This is a genomic window from Siculibacillus lacustris, from assembly GCF_004328075.1.
In the GTDB taxonomy this organism is placed as follows: Bacteria; Pseudomonadota; Alphaproteobacteria; order Rhizobiales; family Ancalomicrobiaceae; genus Siculibacillus; species Siculibacillus lacustris.
In genome coordinates, this window is sequence record NZ_SJFN01000006.1 from 84,123 (window position 1) to 106,760 (window position 22,638).

The 22,638-nt window shown below is 69.6% G+C and carries 19 protein-coding genes; 11 read left to right on the forward strand and 8 right to left on the reverse strand.

Features of this window, described 5'->3' with window-relative positions; translation table 11 throughout:
* Positions 1–195 precede the first annotated feature (195 nt).
* From lptF to rsmA, 6 genes are all read left to right on the forward strand, one after another.
* The gene (lptF, locus tag EYW49_RS05795; RefSeq protein WP_131307137.1) at positions 196–1,383 is read left to right on the forward strand and encodes an LPS export ABC transporter permease LptF; all 1,188 of its coding nucleotides are present in this window, start codon (positions 196–198) and stop codon (positions 1,381–1,383) included.
* Positions 1,380–2,471 (forward strand): LPS export ABC transporter permease LptG, encoded by a 1,092-nt coding sequence (lptG, locus tag EYW49_RS05800; protein WP_131307139.1) that lies wholly within the window; start codon positions 1,380–1,382, stop codon positions 2,469–2,471. Before lptF ends, lptG begins: the two co-directional genes overlap by 4 nt.
* A 77-nt stretch (positions 2,472–2,548) precedes the next feature.
* The gene (locus EYW49_RS05805; RefSeq protein WP_165498143.1) at positions 2,549–5,038 is read left to right on the forward strand and encodes an LPS-assembly protein LptD; all 2,490 of its coding nucleotides are present in this window, start codon (positions 2,549–2,551) and stop codon (positions 5,036–5,038) included.
* Positions 5,039–5,205: 167 nt separating this feature from the next.
* Positions 5,206–6,171, forward strand: coding sequence for a SurA N-terminal domain-containing protein (locus EYW49_RS05810; protein WP_131307143.1), 966 nt, complete (start codon positions 5,206–5,208; stop codon positions 6,169–6,171).
* 82 nt (positions 6,172–6,253) lie between these two features.
* The gene (gene pdxA, locus EYW49_RS05815) at positions 6,254–7,294 is read left to right on the forward strand and encodes a 4-hydroxythreonine-4-phosphate dehydrogenase PdxA (protein ID WP_131307145.1); all 1,041 of its coding nucleotides are present in this window, start codon (positions 6,254–6,256) and stop codon (positions 7,292–7,294) included.
* A complete protein-coding gene (rsmA, locus tag EYW49_RS05820) occupies positions 7,291–8,154 on the forward strand; it encodes a 16S rRNA (adenine(1518)-N(6)/adenine(1519)-N(6))-dimethyltransferase RsmA (protein ID WP_131307147.1) in 864 nt (287 codons plus the stop codon). The genes pdxA and rsmA overlap by 4 nt, the downstream gene beginning before the upstream one ends.
* Positions 8,155–8,158: 4 nt before the next feature.
* Here rsmA and gmk read toward each other — a convergent pair whose 3' ends face one another.
* From gmk to fabD, 7 genes are all read right to left on the reverse strand, one after another.
* Positions 8,159–8,815 (reverse strand): guanylate kinase, encoded by a 657-nt coding sequence (gene gmk, locus EYW49_RS05825; RefSeq protein WP_131307149.1) that lies wholly within the window; start codon positions 8,813–8,815, stop codon positions 8,159–8,161.
* A 62-nt stretch (positions 8,816–8,877) separates the two neighbouring features.
* Complete coding sequence (locus EYW49_RS05830) at positions 8,878–9,765, reverse strand: YicC/YloC family endoribonuclease (protein WP_131307151.1); 888 nt, start codon at positions 9,763–9,765, stop codon at positions 8,878–8,880.
* Positions 9,766–9,805: 40 nt separating this feature from the next.
* Positions 9,806–11,179, reverse strand: coding sequence for an endolytic transglycosylase MltG (mltG, locus tag EYW49_RS05835; RefSeq protein WP_131307153.1), 1,374 nt, complete (start codon positions 11,177–11,179; stop codon positions 9,806–9,808).
* Between the two features lie 305 nt (positions 11,180–11,484).
* Positions 11,485–12,744 carry a beta-ketoacyl-ACP synthase II gene (gene fabF, locus EYW49_RS05840; RefSeq protein ID WP_131307155.1) on the reverse strand — a complete coding sequence of 420 codons (1,260 nt, stop codon included), beginning with the start codon at positions 12,742–12,744 and terminating at the stop codon, positions 11,485–11,487.
* A gap of 440 nt (positions 12,745–13,184) precedes the next feature.
* Positions 13,185–13,421, reverse strand: a complete 237-nt coding sequence (locus tag EYW49_RS05845) for an acyl carrier protein (protein ID WP_131307157.1) — start codon at positions 13,419–13,421, stop codon at positions 13,185–13,187.
* 466 nt (positions 13,422–13,887) lie between these two features.
* Positions 13,888–14,625: a 3-oxoacyl-[acyl-carrier-protein] reductase gene (gene fabG, locus EYW49_RS05850; protein ID WP_131307159.1), complete on the reverse strand. Its 738-nt coding sequence runs from the start codon at positions 14,623–14,625 to the stop codon at positions 13,888–13,890.
* Between the two features lie 43 nt (positions 14,626–14,668).
* Positions 14,669–15,610, reverse strand: a complete 942-nt coding sequence (gene fabD / locus EYW49_RS05855) for an ACP S-malonyltransferase (protein WP_131307161.1) — start codon at positions 15,608–15,610, stop codon at positions 14,669–14,671.
* Between the two features lie 365 nt (positions 15,611–15,975).
* On the opposite strand from fabD, the gene EYW49_RS05860 reads away from it, so the two are divergent.
* The 5 genes from EYW49_RS05860 to rplI all read left to right on the forward strand — a co-directional run bounded on the left by EYW49_RS05860 (position 15,976) and on the right by rplI (position 21,072).
* On the forward strand, positions 15,976–18,168 hold the full coding sequence (locus tag EYW49_RS05860) for a methyl-accepting chemotaxis protein (protein ID WP_131307163.1): 2,193 nt from the start codon (positions 15,976–15,978) through the stop codon (positions 18,166–18,168).
* Between the two features lie 402 nt (positions 18,169–18,570).
* Positions 18,571–19,038 carry a 30S ribosomal protein S6 gene (gene rpsF, locus EYW49_RS05865; RefSeq protein WP_131307165.1) on the forward strand — a complete coding sequence of 156 codons (468 nt, stop codon included), beginning with the start codon at positions 18,571–18,573 and terminating at the stop codon, positions 19,036–19,038.
* Positions 19,038–19,286, forward strand: a complete 249-nt coding sequence (rpsR, locus tag EYW49_RS05870) for a 30S ribosomal protein S18 (protein WP_131307167.1) — start codon at positions 19,038–19,040, stop codon at positions 19,284–19,286. Before rpsF ends, rpsR begins: the two co-directional genes overlap by 1 nt.
* Positions 19,287–19,470: 184 nt before the next feature.
* Positions 19,471–20,436 (forward strand): hypothetical protein, encoded by a 966-nt coding sequence (locus EYW49_RS05875; protein ID WP_131307169.1) that lies wholly within the window; start codon positions 19,471–19,473, stop codon positions 20,434–20,436.
* Between the two features lie 75 nt (positions 20,437–20,511).
* Entirely contained in the window at positions 20,512–21,072 is a 561-nt protein-coding gene (rplI, locus tag EYW49_RS05880) for a 50S ribosomal protein L9 (RefSeq protein WP_131307171.1), read from the forward strand.
* A 111-nt stretch (positions 21,073–21,183) separates the two neighbouring features.
* On the opposite strand, the gene EYW49_RS05885 is transcribed toward rplI, so the two are convergent.
* A complete protein-coding gene (locus tag EYW49_RS05885) occupies positions 21,184–22,638 on the reverse strand; it encodes a hypothetical protein (protein WP_131307173.1) in 1,455 nt (484 codons plus the stop codon).

The window sequence follows — 22,638 nt, forward strand, 5'->3', positions numbered from 1 at the left end:
CCATGTTTCCAAACGGTCGCTTAGCCATTTCGGCGCTTGGATGACACCTGGGGACATGGGAGAGATCGGACCTCGACGCCGTCACGTGGGGACGGCGTGAGCGACCGTGCGGCGATCGCGCGGTTGCCCGAGGGATCCGATCGACCGCCGCGCCGGCTCGGCGCCGCGCCCCGGGGGGAGGATGACGGAAGACGCATGCGGCTCATCGAGCGATACATCTTCCGGCGAGCAGCGGGCGGGTTCGTCCTGACGCTGGGCGCTCTGGTCGGCGTCGTCTGGGTCACCCAGGCGCTGCGGCAGATGAACATCGTCACCGCCAAGGGCGCCGCACTGCTGATCTTCCTCAAGATCACCCTGCTCGCTCTGCCCTTCCTGATGATCGTCGTCGCCCCCTTCGCGCTGCTGATCGCCCTGGTCCAGACCCTGTCGGCGCTCAATGCCGAGAGCGAACTGGTGGTGCTCAACGCCTCGGGCGCCTCGCGCTTCGTGGTCTTGCGGCCCCTGATGGTGCTGGCGGTGCTGGTCGCGACGGCCATGGCGCTGTTGTCGACCACTGTGTCGCCGGCGGCGCTGAGGACGCTGCGCGAGGAACTGACCCGGGTCAACGTCGACCTGGTCGCCAACATCGTCCAGCCCGGCCGCTTCGTGGCGCTGGAGGGCGGACTGACCTTCCACATCCGCGACCGCGCCGGCGACGGCTCGCTCGGCGGCCTGTTCATCGACGACCGGCGCGATCCCGAGATCGCCTTCACCTACATCGCCGAGAAGGCGGCGATCGTCGAGATGTTCGGCAAGACGCTCCTGGTGATGCAGGACGGGGTAATCCAGCGGCGCGCCAACAAGGACGGCAGTTTGTCTCTGATCGACTTCCAGTCCTACGCCTTCGACCTGTCCAATCTGACCTCGCAGTCGACCGCCCCGACCTTCCGGCCGAGCGAGCGGCCGACCGAGGAACTGTGGGCGCGCCTCGCGGCCGCCGGCGACGACGACCGCAATCCCCGCGAGACCGGGCGCTTCCGCGCCGAATTGCACGACCGGCTGTCGCAGCCGCTGTTGCCGTTGGCCTTCGCGCTGGTCGCCTTCCTGGCGCTCGGCGACCCGCGCACCACCCGACAGGGGCGCGGCATGGCGGTGGTCGGCACGATCGTCGCCGCGGCGGTGTTGCGGGGCGGGCATTTCGCGGCGTCGAGTGCGGCGGCGACGTCCTTCGCCGGGGTTCCGGCGCTCTATGCGGTGTCGCTGGTGGCGGTGATCGGCGGCCTGTTCGTGGTCGTGACCGACCGCACGGTGTCGGTGCCGCGGCCGCTCGAATGGCTGGGCGAGCGGGTCGCCGAACTGTGGACGGCGGTGACGCGGCGATTCGGCGGCGGGGGGGTGGCATGATCGGACCGACCCTCGGGCGCTACTTCGGCCGGCGCGTGCTGACCTCGATCCTGGCGATCTTCGCGATCGCCTTCACCATCGTGTTCCTGTTCGACTTCCTCGACATGGTGCGCGCCAACGTCGACCGCCCCGGCTTCTCGTGGTCGCGGGCGCTGGCCGCGTCGCTGTTCCGGATCCCGACCTTCTCCGAACAGGTACTGCCCTTCGCCACCCTGTTCGGGGCGATGGCGGCGCTGCTCGCCCTGTCGCGACGGCTGGAGCTGGTGGTGGCGCGGGCGGCCGGAATCTCGGTGTGGCAGTTCATGGCGCCGCCGGTGCTGGTCGCGGTGATCATCGGCGTGGTCTCGTCGACCCTCTACAACCCGATCGCCGCCGCCCTCAAGGAGCGCTCCGACACGCTGCTGCTGGAACTCTCGGGCGGCGAGAAGAAGACGGTGTTCGACGGCGACCGCGAAGTGTGGATCCGCCAGGACGGCAAGGACGGCGAATCGATCGTCCACGCCATGCGCGCCGCCGACCGCGGTCTGCATCTGGCCGACGTGACGGTGTTCTCGTTCCTCAAGACCGGCCGCTTCCACGAACGGATCGAGGCGACCCGGGCCGACTACGACGACGGCCAGTGGATCCTCACCGACGCCCGCGTCCAGGCCGTCGGGGTCGACCCGCAGCACTTCGACACCCTGCGCATCCCGACCCGATTGAAGCGCGAACAGGTCGGCGACAGCCTCGCCGAGCCGGAGACGGTGTCCTTCTGGGCGCTGCCGTCGTTCATCGAGACGGCGCGCAACGCCGGCCTGCCGGCCTTCCAATTCGAACTGCAATATCAACTGCTTCTCGCCCGCCCGCTGCTCCTGGTGGCGATGGTGGCGATCGCCGCGACGGTTTCCTTGCGAGTGTTCCGGTTCGGCAACATAGGGCGGATGATTCTCGGTGGCGTCGCTGCCGGCTTCGTGCTTTATGTCGTCGGAGAGGTCGCACGCGGGCTCGGTGGCGCGGGAATGGTCCCGCCCTTTCTGGCAGCCTGGTCCCCCGCCGTGGTCGCATCGTCGATGGGCTTCACGATTCTGCTGTATCTGGAGGACGGTTAGTCATGGTTCGCGCCGTCCGCGATCGGCACACACGGAAGCAGCCCCCGACGTCCGACGGACCGCGGGGATCGGCGCGCGTGGCCTCGACCGCCCTCCCCTCGCGTCCTCCCGAGACCTTCGCGGCCGCCCTGCGGCGCGGTCTGGTCGTAGGCTCGGTGTCGCTCCTCACCCTGCTTCTCGCCGCGCCCGTTCTGGGAACGTCGGCCCGCGCCGCGCCGGCGGTCGAACGCCCGGCGCCGGTCGTCCCGCCGATGCCGGGCACCCGTGACGAGCACATGGTGGTGGAGGCCGATCAGGCGGTCTACGACGACCACGCGGATACGGTCACGGCGCTCGGCAACGTCCACATCTATTACAAGAGCACGACCCTGATCGCCCACAAGGTGACCTATCTCCGGGCCACCCGGAAGGTCATCGCCGAAGGCGACGTGCGGCTGATCGACAAGGACGGCAACGTCCTGACGGCGCCGCGGCTCGACGCCTCGGACGGCTTCGCCGAAGGCTTCGTCGAGTCGCTGCGCATCGATTCCGTGGATCGCTCGCGCTTCGCCGCCGAGAGCGCCAAGCGCAGCGACGGCAACGTCACGGTGTTCGAGAAGGGCGTCTATTCGGCCTGCCAGACCTGCGTCAACGAGCCCGAGAAGCCGCCGTTCTGGCAGATCAAGGCGGCGCGGATCATCCACAAGCAGGACGAGAAGACCGTCTACTACGAAGACGCCAAGCTCGAGATGCTCGGCGTGCCGATCGCCTATGTGCCCTATTTCCAGCACCCCGATCCGACCGAGAAGCGCAAGACCGGCTTCCTGATGCCGCGCGTGATCTTCTCCAACAAGACCGGAGCGGGCGTCCAACAGCCGTTCTACTGGGCGCCGGTCGCCGATTGGGACGCCACCCTGCAGCCGACCCTGATGTCGCGCCAGGGGCTGCTCGCCGACGCCGAGGTGCGCCATCGCTTCGAGAGCGGTCTGGTCACGGTGCGCGGCTTCGGCATCGACCAGATGGACCGCAAGGCCTATGTCGACACCAGCGGCGACCGCAAGGTGCGCGGCGGCGTCAGCACCACCGGCCGGTTCACGATCAACGAAAAGTGGTCCTGGGGTTGGGAGGCGACGGCGATCTCCGACCGCCACTTCCTGTCGGACTACAAGCTCACCCAGAGCGGCGTCGACCATTCGCTGATGTCGACCTATCTGACCGGCCAGGGTCTCAGGAACTCCTTCGACGCGCGGCTCTACAAGTTCACCGTGCTCAACGACGACTTCGGCTACGACGCGAACGGCAACAAGCTGCTGTGGGGTGCCGGCACCGAGCTGCAGGACAAGCAGCCGGTGGTCCATCCGGTGATCGACTACGACTTCGTGTCGGAGAATCCGGTCGCCGGCGGCGAGGTCTCGGGACGGTTCAACTTCACCAGCCTGTCGCGCAGCCGCAGCGACATCGACACGATCGGCCGGGTCTATGGTCTCGCCGGCACCTTCAGCCGGGTCAGCGGCATCGCGGCGTGGCGGCGCCAGTTCATCGACGGCTTCGGTCAGGTGATCACGCCGTTCGCCTCGCTGCGCGGCGACCTGCTCTACGAGAAGGTCACCGATCCGTCGCTCGGCTATCTCGGCAAGGACGGCACCTTCGGCCGGGTGATGCCGACGATCGGCGTCGACTATCGCTATCCGTTCATCGCCACCACGGCGCAGGGCTCGCACATCTTCGAACCGATCGCCCAGTTCGTGGTGCGGCCGAGCGAGACCTGGGCCGGGCGGCTGGCCAACGACGACGCCCAGAGCCTGGTGTTCGACGACACGACGCTGTTCCGGGCCGACAAGTTCTCCGGCTGGGATCGCACCGAGGGCGGCTCGCGCCTCAATGTCGGCGCCAACTACACCTTCCAGAGCCCCGACGGCAGCACCATGTCGATGCTCATGGGGCGGTCCTATCTGGTCTCCGGGGTCAATTCCTTCGGCTTCCCGAGCTATTCGGCGTTGCTGCGCGACGCCGCGATGGGTCGCGCCGTGCCGCTCACCGCCTTCGGGTCGGGCCTCGAGACCAGCGCCTCCGACTGGGTCGGACGCGTCACCCTCGACAGCAACGCCGGCTTCCGCATCGGCGCCCAGGGCCGCTTCGACTCGGCAACGTTCGACCTCGCGCGGGCCGACATCCAGGCGGTCGGCACCAGCGGTCCGCTCTCGGCGAGCGTCGGCTGGTCCTATCTCAAGACGCCGAAGGCGGTCTACGACCTGCTCGCGGTGTCGCCGCTGGCCGGTGCGGCGGCGGTGCGCGCGGCGATCAAGGACGAGCGCTCCGAGCTGCAGTCTGCGTTGAACCTGCGGGTGGCGCCGGCGTGGCGGCTGTTCGGGGCGATCCGCTACGACCTCAAGGATCGGTACGTCTCCGGCGACAACGTCGGCATCGGCTACGACAACGATTCCTTCTCGATCTCGCTGGCCTACAACGAATCGACCTATCAGACGGTGACCTCGTCGACGATCAGCACGGTCCACGATCAGACCTATTATCTGCGCTTCGGCTTCCGCACCCTCGGCGACGGCCAGATGCGCAACAGCCTGCGCTGACGCGCCGGCGTCCGGTCGCGGCCGGAGGCGGGAAACGCGCGCGCGGCTGAGCGGAGATCACGATTTCGCCGCATCACGGGGCCAATCGGACCGGGTGCGGTCTCTGCCATGAGAAACGTCCGGACGTCGGCCGCTCGGCGACGCCGGACCCGGGAAGGAACGTCGACATGCAGCCAAGCAATCGCCGCAGGAGTTCGATCGGGGCGATCGTGCTCGGTGCCGTCCTCGCCCTCGGCGCGGGCCACGGACCGGCGGCGGCCGCCTCCTCGATCAGGGCCGTGGTCAACGGCGAGGCGATCACCTCCAACGAGGTCGGCGTGCGCTCGCGCATCCTGCAATTGACCTCGCACGCCACCGGCGCCTCGGCCGACCGGGCGGCGCTGGAGGATCTGATCGACGACCGCCTGAAGCTGCAGGAGGCCAAGCGCACCGGAACCGACGTGTCGGAGGCCCAGGTCGAGGCGGCCTTCGCCTCGATCGCCGCCCGGCTCAAGATCACCCCGGCGATGCTCGCCCAGGGGCTGGCGCAGCGCGGCATCGACGCCAAGGCGCTGAAGGCCCGGATCAAGGTGCAGATCATCTGGCAGCAGCTGGTGGTCGGGCGGTTCAGCCGCTCGGTGTCGATCTCCGACAGCCAGATCGTCGATGCCCTGGCCAAGAAGGAAGGCGGCAACCGCGAGGCGGCGACCAAGTCGACCGGCAGCGGCACCACCACCGAATACACCCTTCAGCAGGTCGTGCTGGTGGTGGCGGCCAAGGGCGGATCGCCCGAGGCGCGGATGCGCGAGGCCGAGGCCCTGCGCGCCAAGGCGACCACCTGCGAGTCGCTGATCGAACTGGTCAAGCCGCTCAACGAGGCGATGGTCAAGCAGGCCGGCCGGCGCACCGACGACGAGCTGCCGGCGAACTTCCAGGGCCTGCTCGCCGACGTGCCGGTCGGCCACCTGTCGAAGCCGGTGCGGACGGCGATCGGCATCGAGATGCTGGCGGTATGCGGCAAGCGCGACCTCGCCGGCAACTTCCAGGTCCGCTCCAAGGTCGAAGACGAGCTGCGCAATCAGGAAGGCGAGCTGTTCGCCCGCCGCTATATCAACGATCTGCGCCGCATCGCGGTGATCGACTACAAGAAGTGACGGAGCCGCGGCGCGCCGACCGGTCCGGCCTCCGCCGGCCGCTCGGCGCCGTCGCCGCCCACCCGCCCCTCAGGAGACGGCCATGCCCGCAACGTCCCCCGGCGACACCGTCGTGCCGTCGGCGCTCACCATGGGCGAGCCGGCCGGGATCGGGCCGGACGTCACGCTCGTCGCCTGGGCGCGGCGCGCCGACCACCGGCTCGCGCCGTTCTACGCGATCGGTGACGCCGAGCTCTATGCCCGCCGCGCGGCGGCGCTGGGGCTCACCGTGCCGATCGCCCGGATCGCGCCGGAGGCCGCCGCCGCGGTGTTCGATCGGGCCTTGCCGGTGGTCGACATCGGCCGGGTGATCGGCGAGCCGGGGCGGACCGCGACCGAGGACGCGCCGATCGTGATCGCCGCGATCGAGCGAGCGGTCGCCGACGTCGCCGCGGGTCGTGCGGGCGCGGTGGTCACCGCGCCGATCCACAAACATGCGCTCTATGCCGCCGGTTTCAGCCATCCCGGTCACACCGAATTCCTCGGAGCGCTGGCCGCGACGATCGCGCCGCCGCCCGACGGGATCGCCTGGCGGCCGATCATGATGCTGGCCGGGCCGGAGCTGCGCACCGTGCCGGTCACCGTGCACGTGTCGTTGGCCGCCGCGGCGGCGAGCCTCGATGCCGCGACGATCGTCGCCACCGCCCGCATCGTCGCCGCCGATCTGACCCGGCGATTCGGGATCGAGCGGCCGCGGCTGGTGGTGGCGGGGCTCAATCCGCACGCCGGCGAGGACGGGGCGATGGGCCGCGAAGACCTCGAGGTGATCCGCCCGGCGGTCGACCAGCTGATCGCCGAGGGCCTCGACATCCGCGGGCCGCTGCCCGCCGACACGCTGTTCCATGCCCGGGCGCGCGCGAGCTACGACGCGGCGCTGTGCATGTATCACGATCAGGCGCTGATCCCGGTCAAGACGCTGGCCTTCGACGAGACCGTCAACGTCACTCTCGGATTGCCCTTCGTGCGGACCTCGCCCGACCACGGCACGGCGCTGGACATCGCCGGGCGCGGCATCGCGCGGGCCGAGAGCCTGATCGCTGCGCTGGCGATGGCGGCGGCGATGAGCGGGGCGGCGCGGCGATGACGGCGATCGACGACCTGCCGCCGTTGCGCGACGTGATCGCCCGCCACGGCCTGTCGGCGCTGAAGTCGCTCGGCCAGAACTTCCTGCTCGACCTCAACCTGACCTCGCGGATCGCCCGGGCCTCCGGCGCCTTCGACGACGAGCTGGTGATCGAGGTCGGGCCGGGACCCGGCGGGCTGACGCGGGCGCTGCTCGCCGCCGGGGCGCGCAAGGTGGTGGCGATCGAACGCGATCCGCGGTGTCTCGCGGCGCTCGCCGAGATCGCCGAGCGCCATCCCGGACGGCTCGAGGTGATCGAGGGCGATGCCCTGGAGGTCGACATCGGCGGATTGGTGGCGGCCGACGCGGCGGCGCGCGGGACGCCGGGGGCGCGCGCCCGGATCTGCGCCAACCTGCCCTACAACGTCGCCACGCCGCTGCTGGTCGGTTGGCTGCGCGCCGATCCGTGGCCGCCGTGGTGGTCGAGCGCCACCTTGATGTTCCAGCGCGAGGTCGCCGAACGGATCGTCGCGACCGAAGCCGACGACGCCTATGGCCGGCTCGGGGTGCTCGCCGGCTGGCGCGCCGACTCGAAGATCCTGTTCGATCTCTCGCCCCAGGCCTTCACGCCGCCGCCCAAGGTCACGTCGTCGGTGGTGCGCGTGGTACCGCGGGCGGCACCCTTGGCGGTCGATCCCGACCGGCTCGAACGGGTGGTCGCCGCGGCCTTCGGCCAGCGCCGCAAGATGCTCAGGCAATCGCTGAAGCCGCTCGGCCCCGGCATCCTCGAGGCGCTGGCGGCGGCCCGCATCGAACCGACGCGGCGGGCCGAAGAGATCGACGTGGCGGGCTTCGTGCGCCTGACCAACGCGCTCGGGTGAAGGCTCAGCCTTCGGCGAGCAGGCCGGCGACGAAACCGTCGAGGCCGGTGCCGCGGCGGCGCTTCAGGCGCTCGGCGCGGAGGATCGCCCGGACGTCGCCATAGGCGCGCTCGAGGTCGTCGTTGACCACCACGTAGTCGAAGCGCTGCCACTCGGCGATCTCGATGCGGGCATTGGCGAGGCGGCGGGCGATCACCTCCTCGGCGTCCTCGGCGCGGCGATGCAGGCGGCTGGCCAGTTCGCGCATCGACGGCGGCAGGATGAAGATGGTGACCACGTCGTCGGGGAGCTTGTCCAGCACCTGGACGGTGCCCTGCCAGTCGATGTCGAACAGCATGTCGCGGCCCTCGGCGAAGGCCGCTTCGACCGGCTCGCGCGGGGTGCCGTAGAAATTGCCGTGGACCTCGGCCCATTCCAGCAGCTCGTCGTGGTCGCGCATCGCCTCGAAGCGGGCGCGCGTCACGAAGCGGTAGTGGACGCCGTCGATCTCGCTCGACCGCCGCTCGCGAGTGGTCACCGACACCGACAGGGTGATCGAGGGCTTCTCGTCGGCGATCAACTGGCGCGACAGCGTCGACTTGCCGGCCCCGGAGGGCGACGCGAGAATCAGACCGAGGCCGCGGCGGCGGGTCGGGGCGAGCGGGGCGGCGGCGGCGGGCATGGAGGGTCTCTCGATCTGGAGCGCGGGCGGCGGGCGCGGAGGCGGCTCCGCTCGGGTCGCGCTCACTCGATGTTCTGGATCTGCTCACGCAGCTGGTCGACCGTCGCCTTCATCTCGAGGCCGATGGTGGTCAGCTCACGGTCGTTGGACTTCGAGCACAGAGTGTTGGTCTCGCGGTTGAATTCCTGGGCGAGGAAGTCGAGGCGGCGACCGACGGCGGTGCCCTGGGCGAGCAGGCGACGGGCTTCGGCGACATGGGTGGTCAGCCGGTCGAGCTCCTCGCGGATGTCGGCGCGGGTGGCGAGCAGCACCGCCTCCTGATGCAGGCGCTGCGGATCGAGGGTCGAGGAGGCCTCGACGAGGGCGGCGACCTGATCGGCGAGGCGGGCGCGGATCGCCTGGGGGGTGCGCGCAGGGCAGGCTTCGGCGGCCAGCGTCAGCCGCTCGACGGTGTCGATCTGGGCCGACAGGATGCGGCCGATCGCTTCGCCCTCGCGGGCCCGGGCGGCGACCAGATCGGCGAGCGCCCGGTCGAGATCGGCGAGGATCGCCGCGTCGATGGCCTCGCGGGTCGCCGCGTCCTCCTGGACGTCGACGGTCTCGAGCACGCCCTTGATCCCCAGGATACCGTCGAGGGTCGGCGCGGTGGCGTCGATACGGTCGGCGACCAGGTTCATGGCGGCGAGCACCGCGGCGAGCACCTCCTCGTTGACCCGCAGGGTCGAAGTGGCGGCTTCGCGGGTGAGCGTCAGCGAGACCTGGAGATTGCCGCGCACCAGACGCCCGGTGGCCCGCTCGCGGGTCGGCGCCTCCAGGCGGTCGTAGCCGGGCGGCAGGCGCAGGCGGACGTCGAGGCCCTTGCCGTTGACCGAGCGCAGCTCCCAGGTCCAACGCTGGCCATGGGCTCCGCCGTCGTACCGCGCGAAACCGGTCATGCTGCACAGGGTCATCGAGAAGGTCTCTCCGGTGGCGGTGACGAAGCGTGAGGCGTCAGTTGATCTTCGGCGCGATGGGCGGCACCACCGGGGCGGCGGTCGCCGGGCGGCCGGCGGCGGGCCGGGTCCCGCCGGTCGCGGGCGGCGGCGTCACGGCGGCGGGCGGGGCCGGAGCGTCGGTCGCCCGCCGGCCCTGCTCGATCGTCCGCCAGCGCTGGACGTTGCGGTTGTGCTCCTCCAGCGTGGTGGCGAAGACGTGGCCGCCGGTGCCGTCGGCGACGAAGAACAGCTCGTCGGTGCGCGACGGATTGGCCACCGCCTCCATCGCGGCGCGGCCGGGATTACAGATCGGGCCCGGCGGCAGACCGGGGATCTTGTAGGTGTTGTAGGGGTTCGGCGAGGCGAGATCGGCGCGCATCAGGGTACGCCCCTCGAGCCAGGCCTTGCCGCCGTAGAGCCCGTAGAGGACGGTCGGATCGGTCTCGAGGCGCATGCCGCGCTTCAGCCGGTTGATGAACACCGCGGCGACCCGCGGCCGTTCGTCGGCCTTGCCGGTCTCCTTCTCGACGATCGAGGCGAGGATCACCAGATCGCGCGGATTGCCGAGCGGCAGGCCGTCGATGCGACGGGCCCAGACCTCGGTCAGGCGCTTGTCCTGGGCCTTGCGCATCTGGTCGAGGATCTGTTCGCGGGTGGTGGTGCCGCGGGCGTAGCTGTAGGTGTCCGGCAGCAGGGCGCCTTCTTCGGGGATCGCGGCGATCTTGCCGGTCAGCACCTTGTCCTCCTCCAGGCGGCGGACGATCTGCTCGCTCGACCAGCCTTCGGGGAAGGTGATGCGGTGGGGCACGGTGCGGCCCTCGACGATGATCTCCATCGCCTCGCGCATCGACGCGGCGGGCGGGAATTCGTATTCGCCGGCCTTCAGCCGATCGGCCTCTTTGAGCAGGCGGGTGCCGAGCGAGAAGGTCAGGGAGTCGGAGACGACGCCGTTCTTTTCCAGGAGATCGGCGATGCCGCCGGGCGAGGCGTTGGGCGGGATCACCACCACCACCGGCGCCGACAGGGGGCCGACCGCATCGAAGCGTTGCTTGCCGATCACCACCAGACCGCCGATGCCGAGGGCGAGCACGGTCAGAAGCGTGAAGATGCCGTTGAGGAAGACGATGGTCGGGTTCTTGGCGGTCTTGGAGCGCCCCGGCGGCGGGGGCACTTCCGACGGCTCGATCGCCGCGCGCGGGCTCTTGGGCGAGCTGCGCTTGACCTCGGCCGGAGCGGCGGGCGGCGGCGAAACCGGCTCGGCGACCTCGGGCGGGTGGGGCTCGGGAGCGGTGGCGGCGGCCGGCGCGCTCGGCACCGGTTGCGCCGCGGCGGCCGGCGGTGCGCCGCCGTCGTGCGGGCGTCCCTCGGAATCGATCGTCTCGGACGTCATGACACCTCACGGCTCGAAAGGATCGAAGCGGACGAAGTGCGCCGCAATCGAGCAGAAGAACGTGGCGAAACCACGGTCCGGTGCCGCCCGGCGCTTTTCGCCGCGCGGCCGATTCTCCTCCGGCACACGTGCCGCATTAACGGGCTTCGGGGACGCCTCCGCAAGCGCCCCAGCGTCATCTCCGGTCCGGGACTGGGGAAAACCGCGGTTTGCGCGCCGCGGGAGAGCCCCGGGAACGAACGAGGCCGCGACGGGCGACCCGCCGCGGCCTCGCCGCAGACGTTTGGGACCCGCGCGACGGCGGCTCAGTCGGGACGGCGGAAGATCACCGTGGCGTTGGTGCCGCCGAAGCCGAAGGAGTTCGACAGGGCGACCTCGACGTCCTTCTTCTTGGCGACGTGCGGGATCAGGTCGATCGGCGTCACGAACTCGGGATTGTCGAGGTTGATGGTCGGCGGGCAGATGCCGTCGCGGATCGTCAGGATCGAGAAGATCGCCTCGATGGCGCCGGCGGCACCGAGCAGGTGACCGGTCATCGACTTGGTCGAGGACATCGCGGCCGAGGCGGCGGCGGGCCCGAGCAGGCGTTCGACCGCCCCCAGTTCGATCCCGTCGGCCATGGTCGAGGTGCCGTGGGCGTTGATGTAGTCGACGTCGCCCGGTGTCAGGCCGGCGCGCTTGAGAGCGGCCGACATGCAGCGGAAGGCGCCGTCGCCGTCCTCGGACGGGGCGGTGATGTGGAAGGCGTCGCCCGACAGGCCGTAGCCGATCACTTCGGCGTAGATCTTGGCGCCGCGGGCCTTGGCGTGTTCGCGTTCCTCGAGCACCAGGACGCCGGAGCCCTCACCCATCAGGAAGCCGTCGCGGTCCTTGTCGTAGGGACGCGAGGCGCGGGTCGGATCGTCGTTGAAGACGGTGGCGAGGGCCCGGCAGGCCGCGAAACCGGCGATCGACAGGCGGTTGACCGGGCTCTCGGCACCGCCCGCGACCATCACGTCGGCGTCGCCGAGCGCGATGAAGCGGGCCGCGTCGCCGATCGCATGGGCGCCGGTCGAACAGGCGGTGACCACCGAATGGTTCGGACCCTTGAGGCCGTGGGCGATCGAGACGTAGCCGCCGGCGAGATTGATCAGACGGCCGGGGATGAAGAACGGCGAGATGCGGCGGGGGCCGCGCTCCTTGAGGACGATCGCCGCCTCGTAGATGCCGCCGATGCCGCCGATGCCGGAGCCGATCAGCACGCCCGAAGCGCACTGGTCCTCGTAGCTCTTGGGATGCCAGCCGGCGTCGTCGAGGGCCTGGGCCGCGGCGGCCATGGCGAAGACGATGAATTCGTCGACCTTGCGCTGTTCCTTGGGGTCCATGTAGCGATCGGGGTCGAAGGTGCCCCCGGTGCCGTCACCCCGTGGGATGCGGGCGGCGATCTTGCAGGCCAGGTCTTCGACCTCGAAGTCCGAAATTCGGACGGCGCCGCTCTTGCCGGCCAGAACATTCGACCATGTCGTTTCCACGCCGTTGCCGAGCGGCGTGACCATTCCGAGACCCGTGACTACGACCCGACGCATCGCGACACCTTCCCAACCCGTGTTCCATTGATACCGGACACGATCGGGCCGCGGCTGCGGCGGCGGTCGTCCGGACGTCCCTTCCGAGGTCGGGCACCGCGACGGTGACAGAGGCACGACTCCGCGAGCCGAAGCTCGGCGGACCGGGCCTTCCCTGTCCAGCCGTTCGACCGCGATCCGATCTCGGGAGAATGGAGCCGCCGAACAGGACGCGCTCCGTCACGGGAACTACCGCCCGCGCGAACGATGCGGGAGGCGGGGAGGCCGCCAGATCCGGCTGCCGCGGAGCACCACGGTTCGGTCGCGTATCCCACGATCGGGTCCCGTACGTCGTACGGCCGCCCGATGATTGCACGCCGGCCGCGGAGGTCGGCGTCGCCTGTCGAGCCGATGGCCGCGGGGAAGATCGGACGAGACGCCCGATCTTGCCCCGAGGGTCATCAGGCCACGTTCTTCTCGAGGAACTTGACCGCGTCGCCGACGGTCAGGATCGTCTCGGCGGCATCGTCGGGAATCTCGACGCCGAATTCTTCTTCGAACGCCATGACCAGCTCGACCACGTCCAGCGAGTCGGAGCCGAGGTCGTCGATGAAGCTCGCATTCTCGGTCACCTTCTCGGCGTCGACGCCCAGGTGCTCGACTACGATCTTCTTCACGCGTTCAGCGATGTCGCTCATGTGTTTCTCTTCCTAGAACAGGATAAACCGACCCCGAAACCACCGACCGCCCGGCCGATGCCCCGATACGAACTCCGACCGAGGCCGCGACACGCGAGGTGCGCGGCGTCCCGACGCCCGAAGGCTCTTCGGAGAGAGCGCTCTCGGCCGAGCGGCCGGATCGCCCCTTGCCCCTCCCCGCCGCCCCTCGGGGACGTCGGATCGGGAAGGACCACGTTAGTCGACGACCGTCGCCCCCCGGCTTGGTCCGTGGACCGCGACACTCGCGCAGACCCACGATCGATCGTCTCGTCTTCGTCGGACGCCGCGGAGGACGAAGCTTCGTCGTTCCTCGGTGTCGCTTCGGAGTTTTCGCCTTCTTCAGGCGAGACCGCGTCGTGCTAGCATACTTTACCAGCCTTGACCAGAGATCCGGGCCTGCGGCCGAATGCTCGCGCAACGGCCGGGACGACCCGGAATTCCTCAATCAGATCATCGCCATGCCGCCGTTGACATGGAGCGTCTGACCGGTCGTGTAGGCGGCTTCGTCGCTCGACAGGAATACCACGGAGGCGGCGATTTCGGCCGCCCGACCGAGGCGCCCGGCGGGCACCGCGCCGAGGATTCCTTCCTTCTGCTTGTCGGTCAGGACGTCGGTCATCGGCGTTTCGATGAAGCCCGGCGCGACGCAGTTGACGGTGATGTTGCGGCTCGCCACTTCCTGGGCGAGCGACTTCGACATGCCGATCATCCCGGCCTTGGCCGCGGCATAGTTGCCCTGGCCGGGGTTGCCGGTGACGCCGACCACCGAGGTGATGCCGACGATGCGGCCGAAGCGCCGCTTCATCATGCCGCGCAGGCAGGCGCGGGCGAGACGGAAGCCGGAGGTGAGATTCACCTCGATGACCTTGTCCCACTCTTCGTCCTTCATGCGCATGAACAGATTGTCGCGGGTGATCCCGGCATTGTTCACGAGAATGTCGATGCGGCCGAACGCCGCTTCGACGGCCGGGACCAGGGCGTCGACCGAGGCGCGGTCCGAGAGATCGCAGACGAAGGCCTCGGCGCGGTCGCCGAGTCGGGCCTTCAGCTCCTCGAGCACCGCGGCGCGCGTGCCCGACAGGGCGACGGTGGCGCCGGCGGCGTGCAGGCTCTCGGCGATCGCGGCGCCGATGCCGCCGGTCGCGCCGGTGACGAGCGCGACCTTGCCGGTCAGATCGAACATGGGTCTTCTCCCCTGGCCTCGCGCCGGGCGGCGCGACGGTGGATCACACGAGGGCGACGACGGCGCAGTCGATGTCGGCCGGCGTACCGATCGGAACGCCCTCGACGCCGGTGACGATGCGCTTGACGAGGCCGCTCAGGACCTTGCCCGAGCCGATCTCGTAGAGGCGGGTGACGCCGTGGTGGGCGAGATACTGCACCGATTCGCGCCAACGGACGGTGCCGGTGACCTGCTCGACGAGGCGGATGCGGATCTGATCGGGATCGGAGATCGAATGGGCCAGCACGTTCGACACCAGCGGCACCACCGGGCGGCGCATGTCGACCGCGGCGAGGGCCTCGGCCATGGCGTCGGCGGCGGGCTGCATCAGCGCGCAATGGAAGGGCGCGGACACGTTGAGCAGCATGGCGCGCTTGGCGCCGCGGGTCTTGGCGATCTCCACGGCGCGTTCGACCGCGGCCTTGGTGCCGGACACCACGACCTGACCGTCGGCATTGTCGTTGGCGACCTGACAGACCGCGCCCTGGGCGGCTTCCGTGGCGACTTCGCGGGCGGCGGCGAGATCGAGGCCGAGCAGTGCGGCCATGGCGCCTTCGCCGACCGGCACGGCGGCCTGCATGGCGCGGCCGCGGATGCGCAGCAGACGAGCGGTGTCGGCGAGCGTCAACGCGCCGGCGGCGGCGAGCGCCGAATATTCACCGAGCGAATGGCCGGCGACGAAGGCGGCTTCGCGCTTCAGCCACACGCCCTTTTCCTCGAGCACCCGGCAGGCGGCGAGCGACACCGCCATCAAGGCCGGCTGGGCGTTCTCGGTGAGGGTCAACCGATCCTCGGGCCCCTCCCACATCAACGTCGAGAGCTTCTCCCCGAGGGCGTCGTCGACTTCGTCGAAGACGTGACGCGCGGTCGGATAGGCGTCGGCGAGGGCCTTGCCCATACCGACGGCCTGGCTGCCCTGTCCCGGAAAGGTGAAAGCGATGGTCATGGTCTTCGCCTCGAATCGTTCGGTCTCTTCGGCGCGAGGGGCACGCGGCTCCCCCTGAGGCGCGAGAGACCGCGGGCCGGCGAAAGAGTCAAGAGAAACAGACGTCGATGGGGAAAGCGCGGATGGCGAAGGGGCAGGCCCCCCCTCGAGCACTCGGCGACCCCCTGCTCGGCCGGGGCGGCAAGACGAAGGACGCGATCGCAACGCTGGCAGTCACATCGAAACACACGCGTAGACACATCAGTTCAAATACTCTTACGCAGCGTCATTAAATGAAATTCCATTCGATTGAAGAATTTCATTAACCACTTGTTATTTTCCGGATGTCCACGCTTCCCTTGAGGAACAATAGTGAGGACTCGTCGATGAACATCCATTCCGTGAGAGTGCGGATCGTCGCCCTCTCGGCTCTCTGCGTTCTCGGATCGACCGGCGCCCTGGTCGGCTACGGCATCGTCGCGGCCGAGAAGACCGGCAACTTCGTCGACAGCACGGTCGGCACCCTGCTCGACGGCGCGAGCCGCGAGTCCCTCGGGCGCTTGGCGGCCGCCCAGGCGGGCGTCGTCCAGAAGGAGGTCGACTCGGCCTTCGATGCGGCGCGCAACATGGCGCGGGCGCTGGAGACCGTGGCCGAGGCGGCGGAGCGCGGCGGATCGGCGATCGACATCCGACGGGCCCAGCTCAACGGCCTGCTGCTGCGGGTGCTCGAGGACAATCCGCGCTTCAACGGCACCTACAGCGCCTGGATGCCCGACGCCCTCGACGGCCACGACAAGGCGCATGCCGGCGACAAGGCGATCGGATCGGACGCCACCGGTCGTGCCCTGCCCTATTGGACCCGCGATTCCGCCGGCAAGATCGCATTGCAGCCGCTGGTCGAATACGACAGTCGCGACCTCCACGCGAACGGCGTGATGAAGGGCGGCTGGTTCATCGGTCCGCAGGAGACCGGCAAGGAGAACATCCTCGCCCCCCTGCCCTACATCGTCCAGGGCAAGGCGGTCCATCTCGCCACCATGTCGGTGCCGATCAAGGTCGGCGGCAAATTCCTCGGCGTCGCCGGCGCCGACTTCGACCTCGCCTTCGTCCAGACCCTGGCGGAACAGGTCAACGGCTCGATCTACGGCGGCAAGGGGTCGCTGGCGATCGTCTCCAACGCCGGTCTGGTGGTGGCGTCGAGCGCCAATCCCAAGGCAATCGGCGGATCCTTCGACGCCCTCGACAAGGACGCCCGGGCCGACATGGACATTCTGCGCGCCGGCCGCAGCGAGATCACCATCGACAAGGCGACCGACAGCCTCAAAGTCTTCGCGCCGGTCCAACTGGGCCGGACCGGGGGCGCATGGTCGGTGCTGATCCAGGTGCCGCGCACGGTGGTCATGGCCGAAGCGGCGCGGCTGTCGGGCGCGCTCGACGCGCGGGCCTCGGCCGATCTGTTCTGGCAATTGCTGGTCGCCGCCGGCGTGGCGGTGGTCGCACTGGGCGGCATGGCCTTCGTCGGCCACGGCATCGCCTCGCCGATCGGCTCGCTGGCCGATGCGCTGCGGCGGATCGCCTCGGGCGAGACATTGGCGAAGATCGCCGGCGCCGACCGGCGCGACGAGATCGGCGACATCGCCCGGGCCGTCGACCACATCCGGGTCGGCGCCGAAGAGGAGGCGCGGCGCAAGACGGCCCTCGCCGAAGCGGAGCGGGCGCGCCAGGAGCGCGAGCGTCGCGAGACGATGATGAAGCTAGCCGACGAGTTCGAGCAGACCATGGGCGGCATCGTCGATCGGGTGGTCGCCGCTTCGGGCCGCCTCGATTCGGCCGCGCAGACCATGTCGTCGGCGACCGGCAACGTCGCCGACCAGTCGGGACAGGCGTCGAGCGGCGCCAACGAAGCCGCCGCCAACGTCGAGACGGTGGCCTCCGCCGCGGAAGAACTGGCGTCGTCGATCGGCGAGATCAAGCGCCAGGTCGACGAATCGGCCCATGTCGCCGGCATCGCCTCCCGCGACGCCGGGGCGACCGCCGAGAAGGTGCGCGAGTTGTCGAACTCGGCCAACAAGATCGGTCAGGTGGTGGATCTGATCAACAACATCGCCGGGCAGACCAATCTGCTCGCCCTCAATGCGACGATCGAAGCGGCGCGGGCCGGCGAGGCCGGCAAGGGCTTCGCGGTGGTCGCCGCCGAGGTCAAGCAGCTCGCCGACCAGACGTCGAAGGCGACCTCGGAGATCGCCTCGCAGATCGGCGAGATCCAGGCCTCGACCCAGGCCTCGGCGACGGCGATCGTCGGCATCACCGCGATCATCGACCAGATGAACCGGATCGCCGCGGCGATCGCCTCCTCGGTCGACCAGCAGGGCGCGGCGACCCGCGAGATCGCCCACAACGTCACCCAAGCGGCGCGCGGCACCCAGCAGGTCACCGCCAACATCGTCGGGATCCGCGGCGCGGTGGACGAGACCGCGAAGGCCTCCGGCGTGGTGGTCGCCTCGGCGGCCGACCTCGCCCAGCAGTCCGACGCGCTGCGCGGCGCGATGACCCGCTTCCTGGCCACCGTCCGCGCCTGAGGCGCGACGACGACCCGAACGAACCGACGGCCGACCGGGGCGACCCGGCCGGCCGTTTCGCATGGGTGGGGGCGGGCGGGACGCCGCGAGCGCCGGAGCCGGCGTTTCGACCGCCGCCGCGCGTTTCCCCTTGCATCGCGCCGGAAAATCTGTAGAACCCGGCCATTCCGTCGGGCGCTCGGCCGGGGGCTGAACGGACGGTCGTGGTCTTTTTCCGAACATCGGAAGATCGCCGCGGCAGGATCGAAGATCGATCCGTCGTCCCGTGTCTCCGCTCACCGACAGTCATGTTTGTTTCGGGCCCTTCCTCGTGAGGGATCCCCGGGAGGCTTGGCGCCGGCGCCCCTCGGTCGACGCGACCGTTCCTCACGGTCCGTCGGAGAAACGAGGAAAGGTTTTTCAATGCCGCTCTACGAGCACGTGTTCCTGGCTCGCCAGGACGTGTCGGCGCAGGCCGTCGACACGCTGATCGCGCAATACAAGACCATCGTCGAAGGTCTCGGTGGCAAGATCACCAAGATCGAAAACTGGGGCCTCAAGTCCCTCGCCTATCGGGTCAAGAAGAACCGCAAGGCTCACTACGCCCTCCTCAACATCGACGCGCCCTACGCGGCGGTCGCCGAAGTGGAACGCCAGGAGCGCCTGTCGGAAGACGTGCTGCGCTTCCTGACCATCCGCGTCGAGGAGCACGAAGACGGCCAGTCGGTGATGCTGCAGAAGCGCGACCGCGACGATCGTCGCGACGACCGCCGCGGCGGCGAGCGCGACCGGGGTGATCGCGGTGGCGACCGCGGCGATCGTGGTCCCCGTCGGGATCGCGGCCCCCGTCGTGACGAGATGACCGAACTGGTGGACGAGGAGAACGCGTGATGGTCGACGTCAATTCCAGCCCGGCCCGGCGTCCCTTCTTCCGTCGCCGCAAGACCTGCCCGTTCTCCGGCGCCAACGCCCCGAAGATCGACTACAAGGACGTCAAGCTCCTGCAGCGCTTCGTCTCCGAGCGCGGCAAGATCGTGCCGTCGCGGATCACCGCGGTGTCGGCCAAGAAGCAGCGCGAGCTCGCCAAGGCGATCAAGCGCGCCCGCTTCATCGGCCTGCTGCCCTTCGTGATCAAGTGATCGCGTGACCTGCCGATCGCGCCGGCCTCCGGCGCGATCGACCTCACGGCGCGGCGCCCCCCCCCGGGGCTGCCCGCCGACTTCGGGCGACGCGGCCGGCCCTGATGCAACCGGCGCTGGAACGATCGGGTTGGGGCGGCAACACCTCTAACCGTCCTCGACAGAGACGGGACAGCTGGACGACATGACGAGCAGGATCTCGCTTCCTTCCCTCGCGATCGCGATCGGTGCCGGGCTCGCCTCGGCGCTGTTGTTCGCGTCGCTGGTCGGCGGCAGCATGTTCGCGCTCCCCCTCTTCGTCCTGTCCGCGCTGCCGCTCGGCATCGTCGCCTTCGGCTGGGGTACCCGCCTCGGCGTGCTCGCGGCGGTGACCGCCACGCTCCTCGTGGCCTTCGCCCTCGGCCTACCGGCGGCGATCGCCCTGGTGTTGGCGGTGGCTCTGCCGATGCCGCTCGCCTGCCATCTGCTCGGCCTCGCCCGGCCGGCCGATCCGGCGGCGCCGGTCGCCACGCCGGTCGAATGGTATCCGACCGGCCGCGTGCTGATGGTGCTGGCGTTTGTGATCATCGGCGGCACGGTGGTCGGCGGGCTGGCGATCGGCTTCGATCCGATCGAGACCTCGCGCGAGGTCGCGGCGGCGGCGCGCGGCATGGTCGCCGGATCGGCGACCTCCTCGGCCGAGGACGTGAGCCAGATCGAACCGCTGGTCCATGCCACGGTGCGGCTGATGCCGGTGTTCTTCCCGGCGAGCTGGCTGATGGTGACGGTGCTCGACCTGTGGCTCGCCGCCAAGGTGGTGGCGCGTTCGGGTCGGCTGGCGCGGCCGGCGGAGGATCTGGCGCAGGTCGCGGTTCCGGCCTGGGCCGGGGTCGCCTTCGCGGCGAGCCTGGCGCTGGCCTTCCTCGACGGCCCGATCGGCCTCGTCGCCTCGGTGATCGCCGGGGCGCTGTTCGCCGTCCACTTCCTGGTCGGCATGGGGGTGCTGCACGTCGTCACGCGCGGCGCCGACATGCGCATCCTGCTGCTCGCCACGGCCTACGGGCTGGTCCTGCTGTTCTCGATTCCCGCCGCGGCGATCGCCCTGGTCGGCCTGCTCGACGCCCATTTCGCCTTCCGCAAGCGGCGCCCGCCGCCGCCGGCGGCGCCCTGACCTTCGACTTCCGCCCTCGGGCGGCGACGGACTTCGGACTGCTCTCTTCAATTCAAGCCAAAAGGAATCGATCCCATGGAAGTCATCCTGCTCGAACGCATCGGCCGGCTCGGCCAGATGGGCGACGTCGTCAAGGTCAAGGACGGGTTCGCCCGCAACTTCCTGCTCGCCCGCGGCAAGGCGCTGCGCGCCACCAAGGCCAACCGCGAGGTCTTCGAGAAGACCCGCGTCCAGCTCGAGACCCGCAACCTCGAGCTCAAGGGCGAAGCGGCGACGGTCGCCGAGACCCTCGACGGTCAGGTGTTCGTGGCGGTCCGGCAGGCCGGCGAGATGGGCAGCCTCTACGGCTCGGTGTCGACCCGCGACATCGCCGAGATGCTGACCGCCGGCGGCTTCTCGGCCGAACGCAACCAGGTGGCGCTGAACGCGCCGATCAAGACGATCGGCCTGCACAAGGTGACCATCCAGCTGCATCCGGAAGTCGCGGCGACGGTGACGATCAACGTCGCCCGGTCCGCCGACGAGGCCGAGCGTCAGGGCCGCGGCGAAGCCGTGCTCGACCGCGACACCGAAGAGATGTTCGTGCGCGAAGTCGCCCCGATCACCGACGACGCCGGCTACCGCGACGAAGAGTGAGCGACGGCGGGCCCCGAGGGGGCACGCGACGCGGAGACGGGAGAGCCGGGCGGCGACGCTCGGCTCTTTTGCGTGAGAGGGGGCATTGGACGTTTTCGACCGCAATCGACGTCAGGTTCGCTTCGACTGGTCGTCGAGATGGTCGATGACCCAACCGAACCAGTCGCGCAATTCCGGGAAGGGTGCGGCGAAGGCGAGAATTGTGGTGGCGTGCTCGACGACGAAGCGCATGGCGTGGGTCGTCACCTGAAGGCCCGGATCGACCTCGTTCAATACCAATCCGCCCGCGACGGTCGCAAACACCGAGTTCGCCCGAACGAGATGGCGAGTCACCACGACCAGGGCGTTGCGGACGACGACATAGCCGGCGTGCCCGGTCGCCGCCATGGTCCAACCGGCTTCGTGGTAGCCGGCGCCGATCGCCGCGATGAAGCGACGCGCCTCTTCGTCGACCCAACCGTGTTGTTCGCCGAAGCGCCGCAGGATTTCGGCGGTCGGTCCGTCGATGGCGGCGATCGTGTCGGACGCGAGCTTGAACCGCTCGGCATCGTCCATCAGCTTGCGCGCCAACGGAAATCCGAGGATGAGGGCACCGTGGACGCGGGCGGCCCGTTTGAGCAGCGCGAGATGCGCGGGTTCCAGAGGCTCGCTCAGGGTTCGGTCGACGTTTTGGGACTCGAAGGCTTCGACGAAGGCGTGGAGACCGGCGCCGACGCCCCAGACTTCGGCGACGTCGAGATCGTCGATCGGCCGATCGACGAGGCCGGCATATTCGGCGACGACGACGGCGAGATCCGGGTGGCGGTTGGCCGATCGCTCGCAGAGTTCGCCGAGGCGCGGGAGCAGGCCGCGGATCTGTCGATGAAGTGCGGCTCGGGCGTCCGGATCGTCGATCCCCTGCGGGTCGCGCAAGTGGGCGGCCGTGAGGCCCCGCTCGGTGCTCAGATCGAAGGTCGGGCCCTCGGTCTGTACGGGCTCAGAGGGCATTTCAGGCTCGACGAGCGGGATAGCGGCGTGCCGCTCCCTTTGCGCATCGATCGCGGCGAAGCGGCGTTTGATCTCGGCGTTGGCGACGTACGGGCCGCGCTCCCACATATCTTCGGGCAAGGTTAGGCGGGCGAAGTCCTTCTCTTCGTCCGCGGGACGGCCGGCGAGGCGGTCCTCGTACCACGACGTCCAGACGCCCCAATCTTCGTCCACAGCGATGAGGCGCTTCGTCAGTTCGGACCATTCATTGGCCAACGCTGAGACAAAAGCCGGAGCTGCTATCGGCCAAAGTGGACGATCAGCTACGAACTCCGGCAAATTCCCCGAATCGAATTCTGCAACATCGGCGGCGGTAGCCGAGAAGGCGTGTGCTGCGCCGAGTGCGAAGGCTAGGGTTTCCGAGGCGGATTCACGCGCGCGTGCAGCGAATGCGGCCACTGCGTCCGCGGACGCAGCGGCGGCAATGGCAGCTGGTTCACCTGAAGATTCTGCGGCGTGGGATGCAGCGGATCCGGCCAAGCCAACGGATTTCGCGGTCGCGTCGTAGGCGCCGGCCGTCGCCAAGAACGACGCGTACAC

Bases quoted from the DNA above. Each gene is read 5' to 3' on its own strand.
- lptF (WP_131307137.1), top strand. From the start codon at position 196: ATGCGGCTCATCGAGCGATACATCTTCCGGCGAGCAGCGGGCGGGTTC.
- lptG (WP_131307139.1), top strand. From the start codon at position 1,380: ATGATCGGACCGACCCTCGGGCGCTACTTCGGCCGGCGCGTGCTGACC.
- EYW49_RS05810 (WP_131307143.1), top strand. From the start codon at position 5,206: ATGCAGCCAAGCAATCGCCGCAGGAGTTCGATCGGGGCGATCGTGCTC.
- pdxA (WP_131307145.1), top strand. From the start codon at position 6,254: ATGCCCGCAACGTCCCCCGGCGACACCGTCGTGCCGTCGGCGCTCACC.
- rsmA (WP_131307147.1), top strand. From the start codon at position 7,291: ATGACGGCGATCGACGACCTGCCGCCGTTGCGCGACGTGATCGCCCGC.
- gmk (WP_131307149.1), bottom strand. From the start codon at position 8,815: ATGCCCGCCGCCGCCGCCCCGCTCGCCCCGACCCGCCGCCGCGGCCTC.
- EYW49_RS05830 (WP_131307151.1), bottom strand. From the start codon at position 9,765: ATGACCCTGTGCAGCATGACCGGTTTCGCGCGGTACGACGGCGGAGCC.
- mltG (WP_131307153.1), bottom strand. From the start codon at position 11,179: ATGACGTCCGAGACGATCGATTCCGAGGGACGCCCGCACGACGGCGGC.
- fabF (WP_131307155.1), bottom strand. From the start codon at position 12,744: ATGCGTCGGGTCGTAGTCACGGGTCTCGGAATGGTCACGCCGCTCGGC.
- EYW49_RS05845 (WP_131307157.1), bottom strand. From the start codon at position 13,421: ATGAGCGACATCGCTGAACGCGTGAAGAAGATCGTAGTCGAGCACCTG.
- fabG (WP_131307159.1), bottom strand. From the start codon at position 14,625: ATGTTCGATCTGACCGGCAAGGTCGCGCTCGTCACCGGCGCGACCGGC.
- fabD (WP_131307161.1), bottom strand. From the start codon at position 15,610: ATGACCATCGCTTTCACCTTTCCGGGACAGGGCAGCCAGGCCGTCGGT.
- EYW49_RS05860 (WP_131307163.1), top strand. From the start codon at position 15,976: ATGAACATCCATTCCGTGAGAGTGCGGATCGTCGCCCTCTCGGCTCTC.
- rpsF (WP_131307165.1), top strand. From the start codon at position 18,571: ATGCCGCTCTACGAGCACGTGTTCCTGGCTCGCCAGGACGTGTCGGCG.
- rpsR (WP_131307167.1), top strand. From the start codon at position 19,038: ATGGTCGACGTCAATTCCAGCCCGGCCCGGCGTCCCTTCTTCCGTCGC.
- EYW49_RS05875 (WP_131307169.1), top strand. From the start codon at position 19,471: ATGACGAGCAGGATCTCGCTTCCTTCCCTCGCGATCGCGATCGGTGCC.
- rplI (WP_131307171.1), top strand. From the start codon at position 20,512: ATGGAAGTCATCCTGCTCGAACGCATCGGCCGGCTCGGCCAGATGGGC.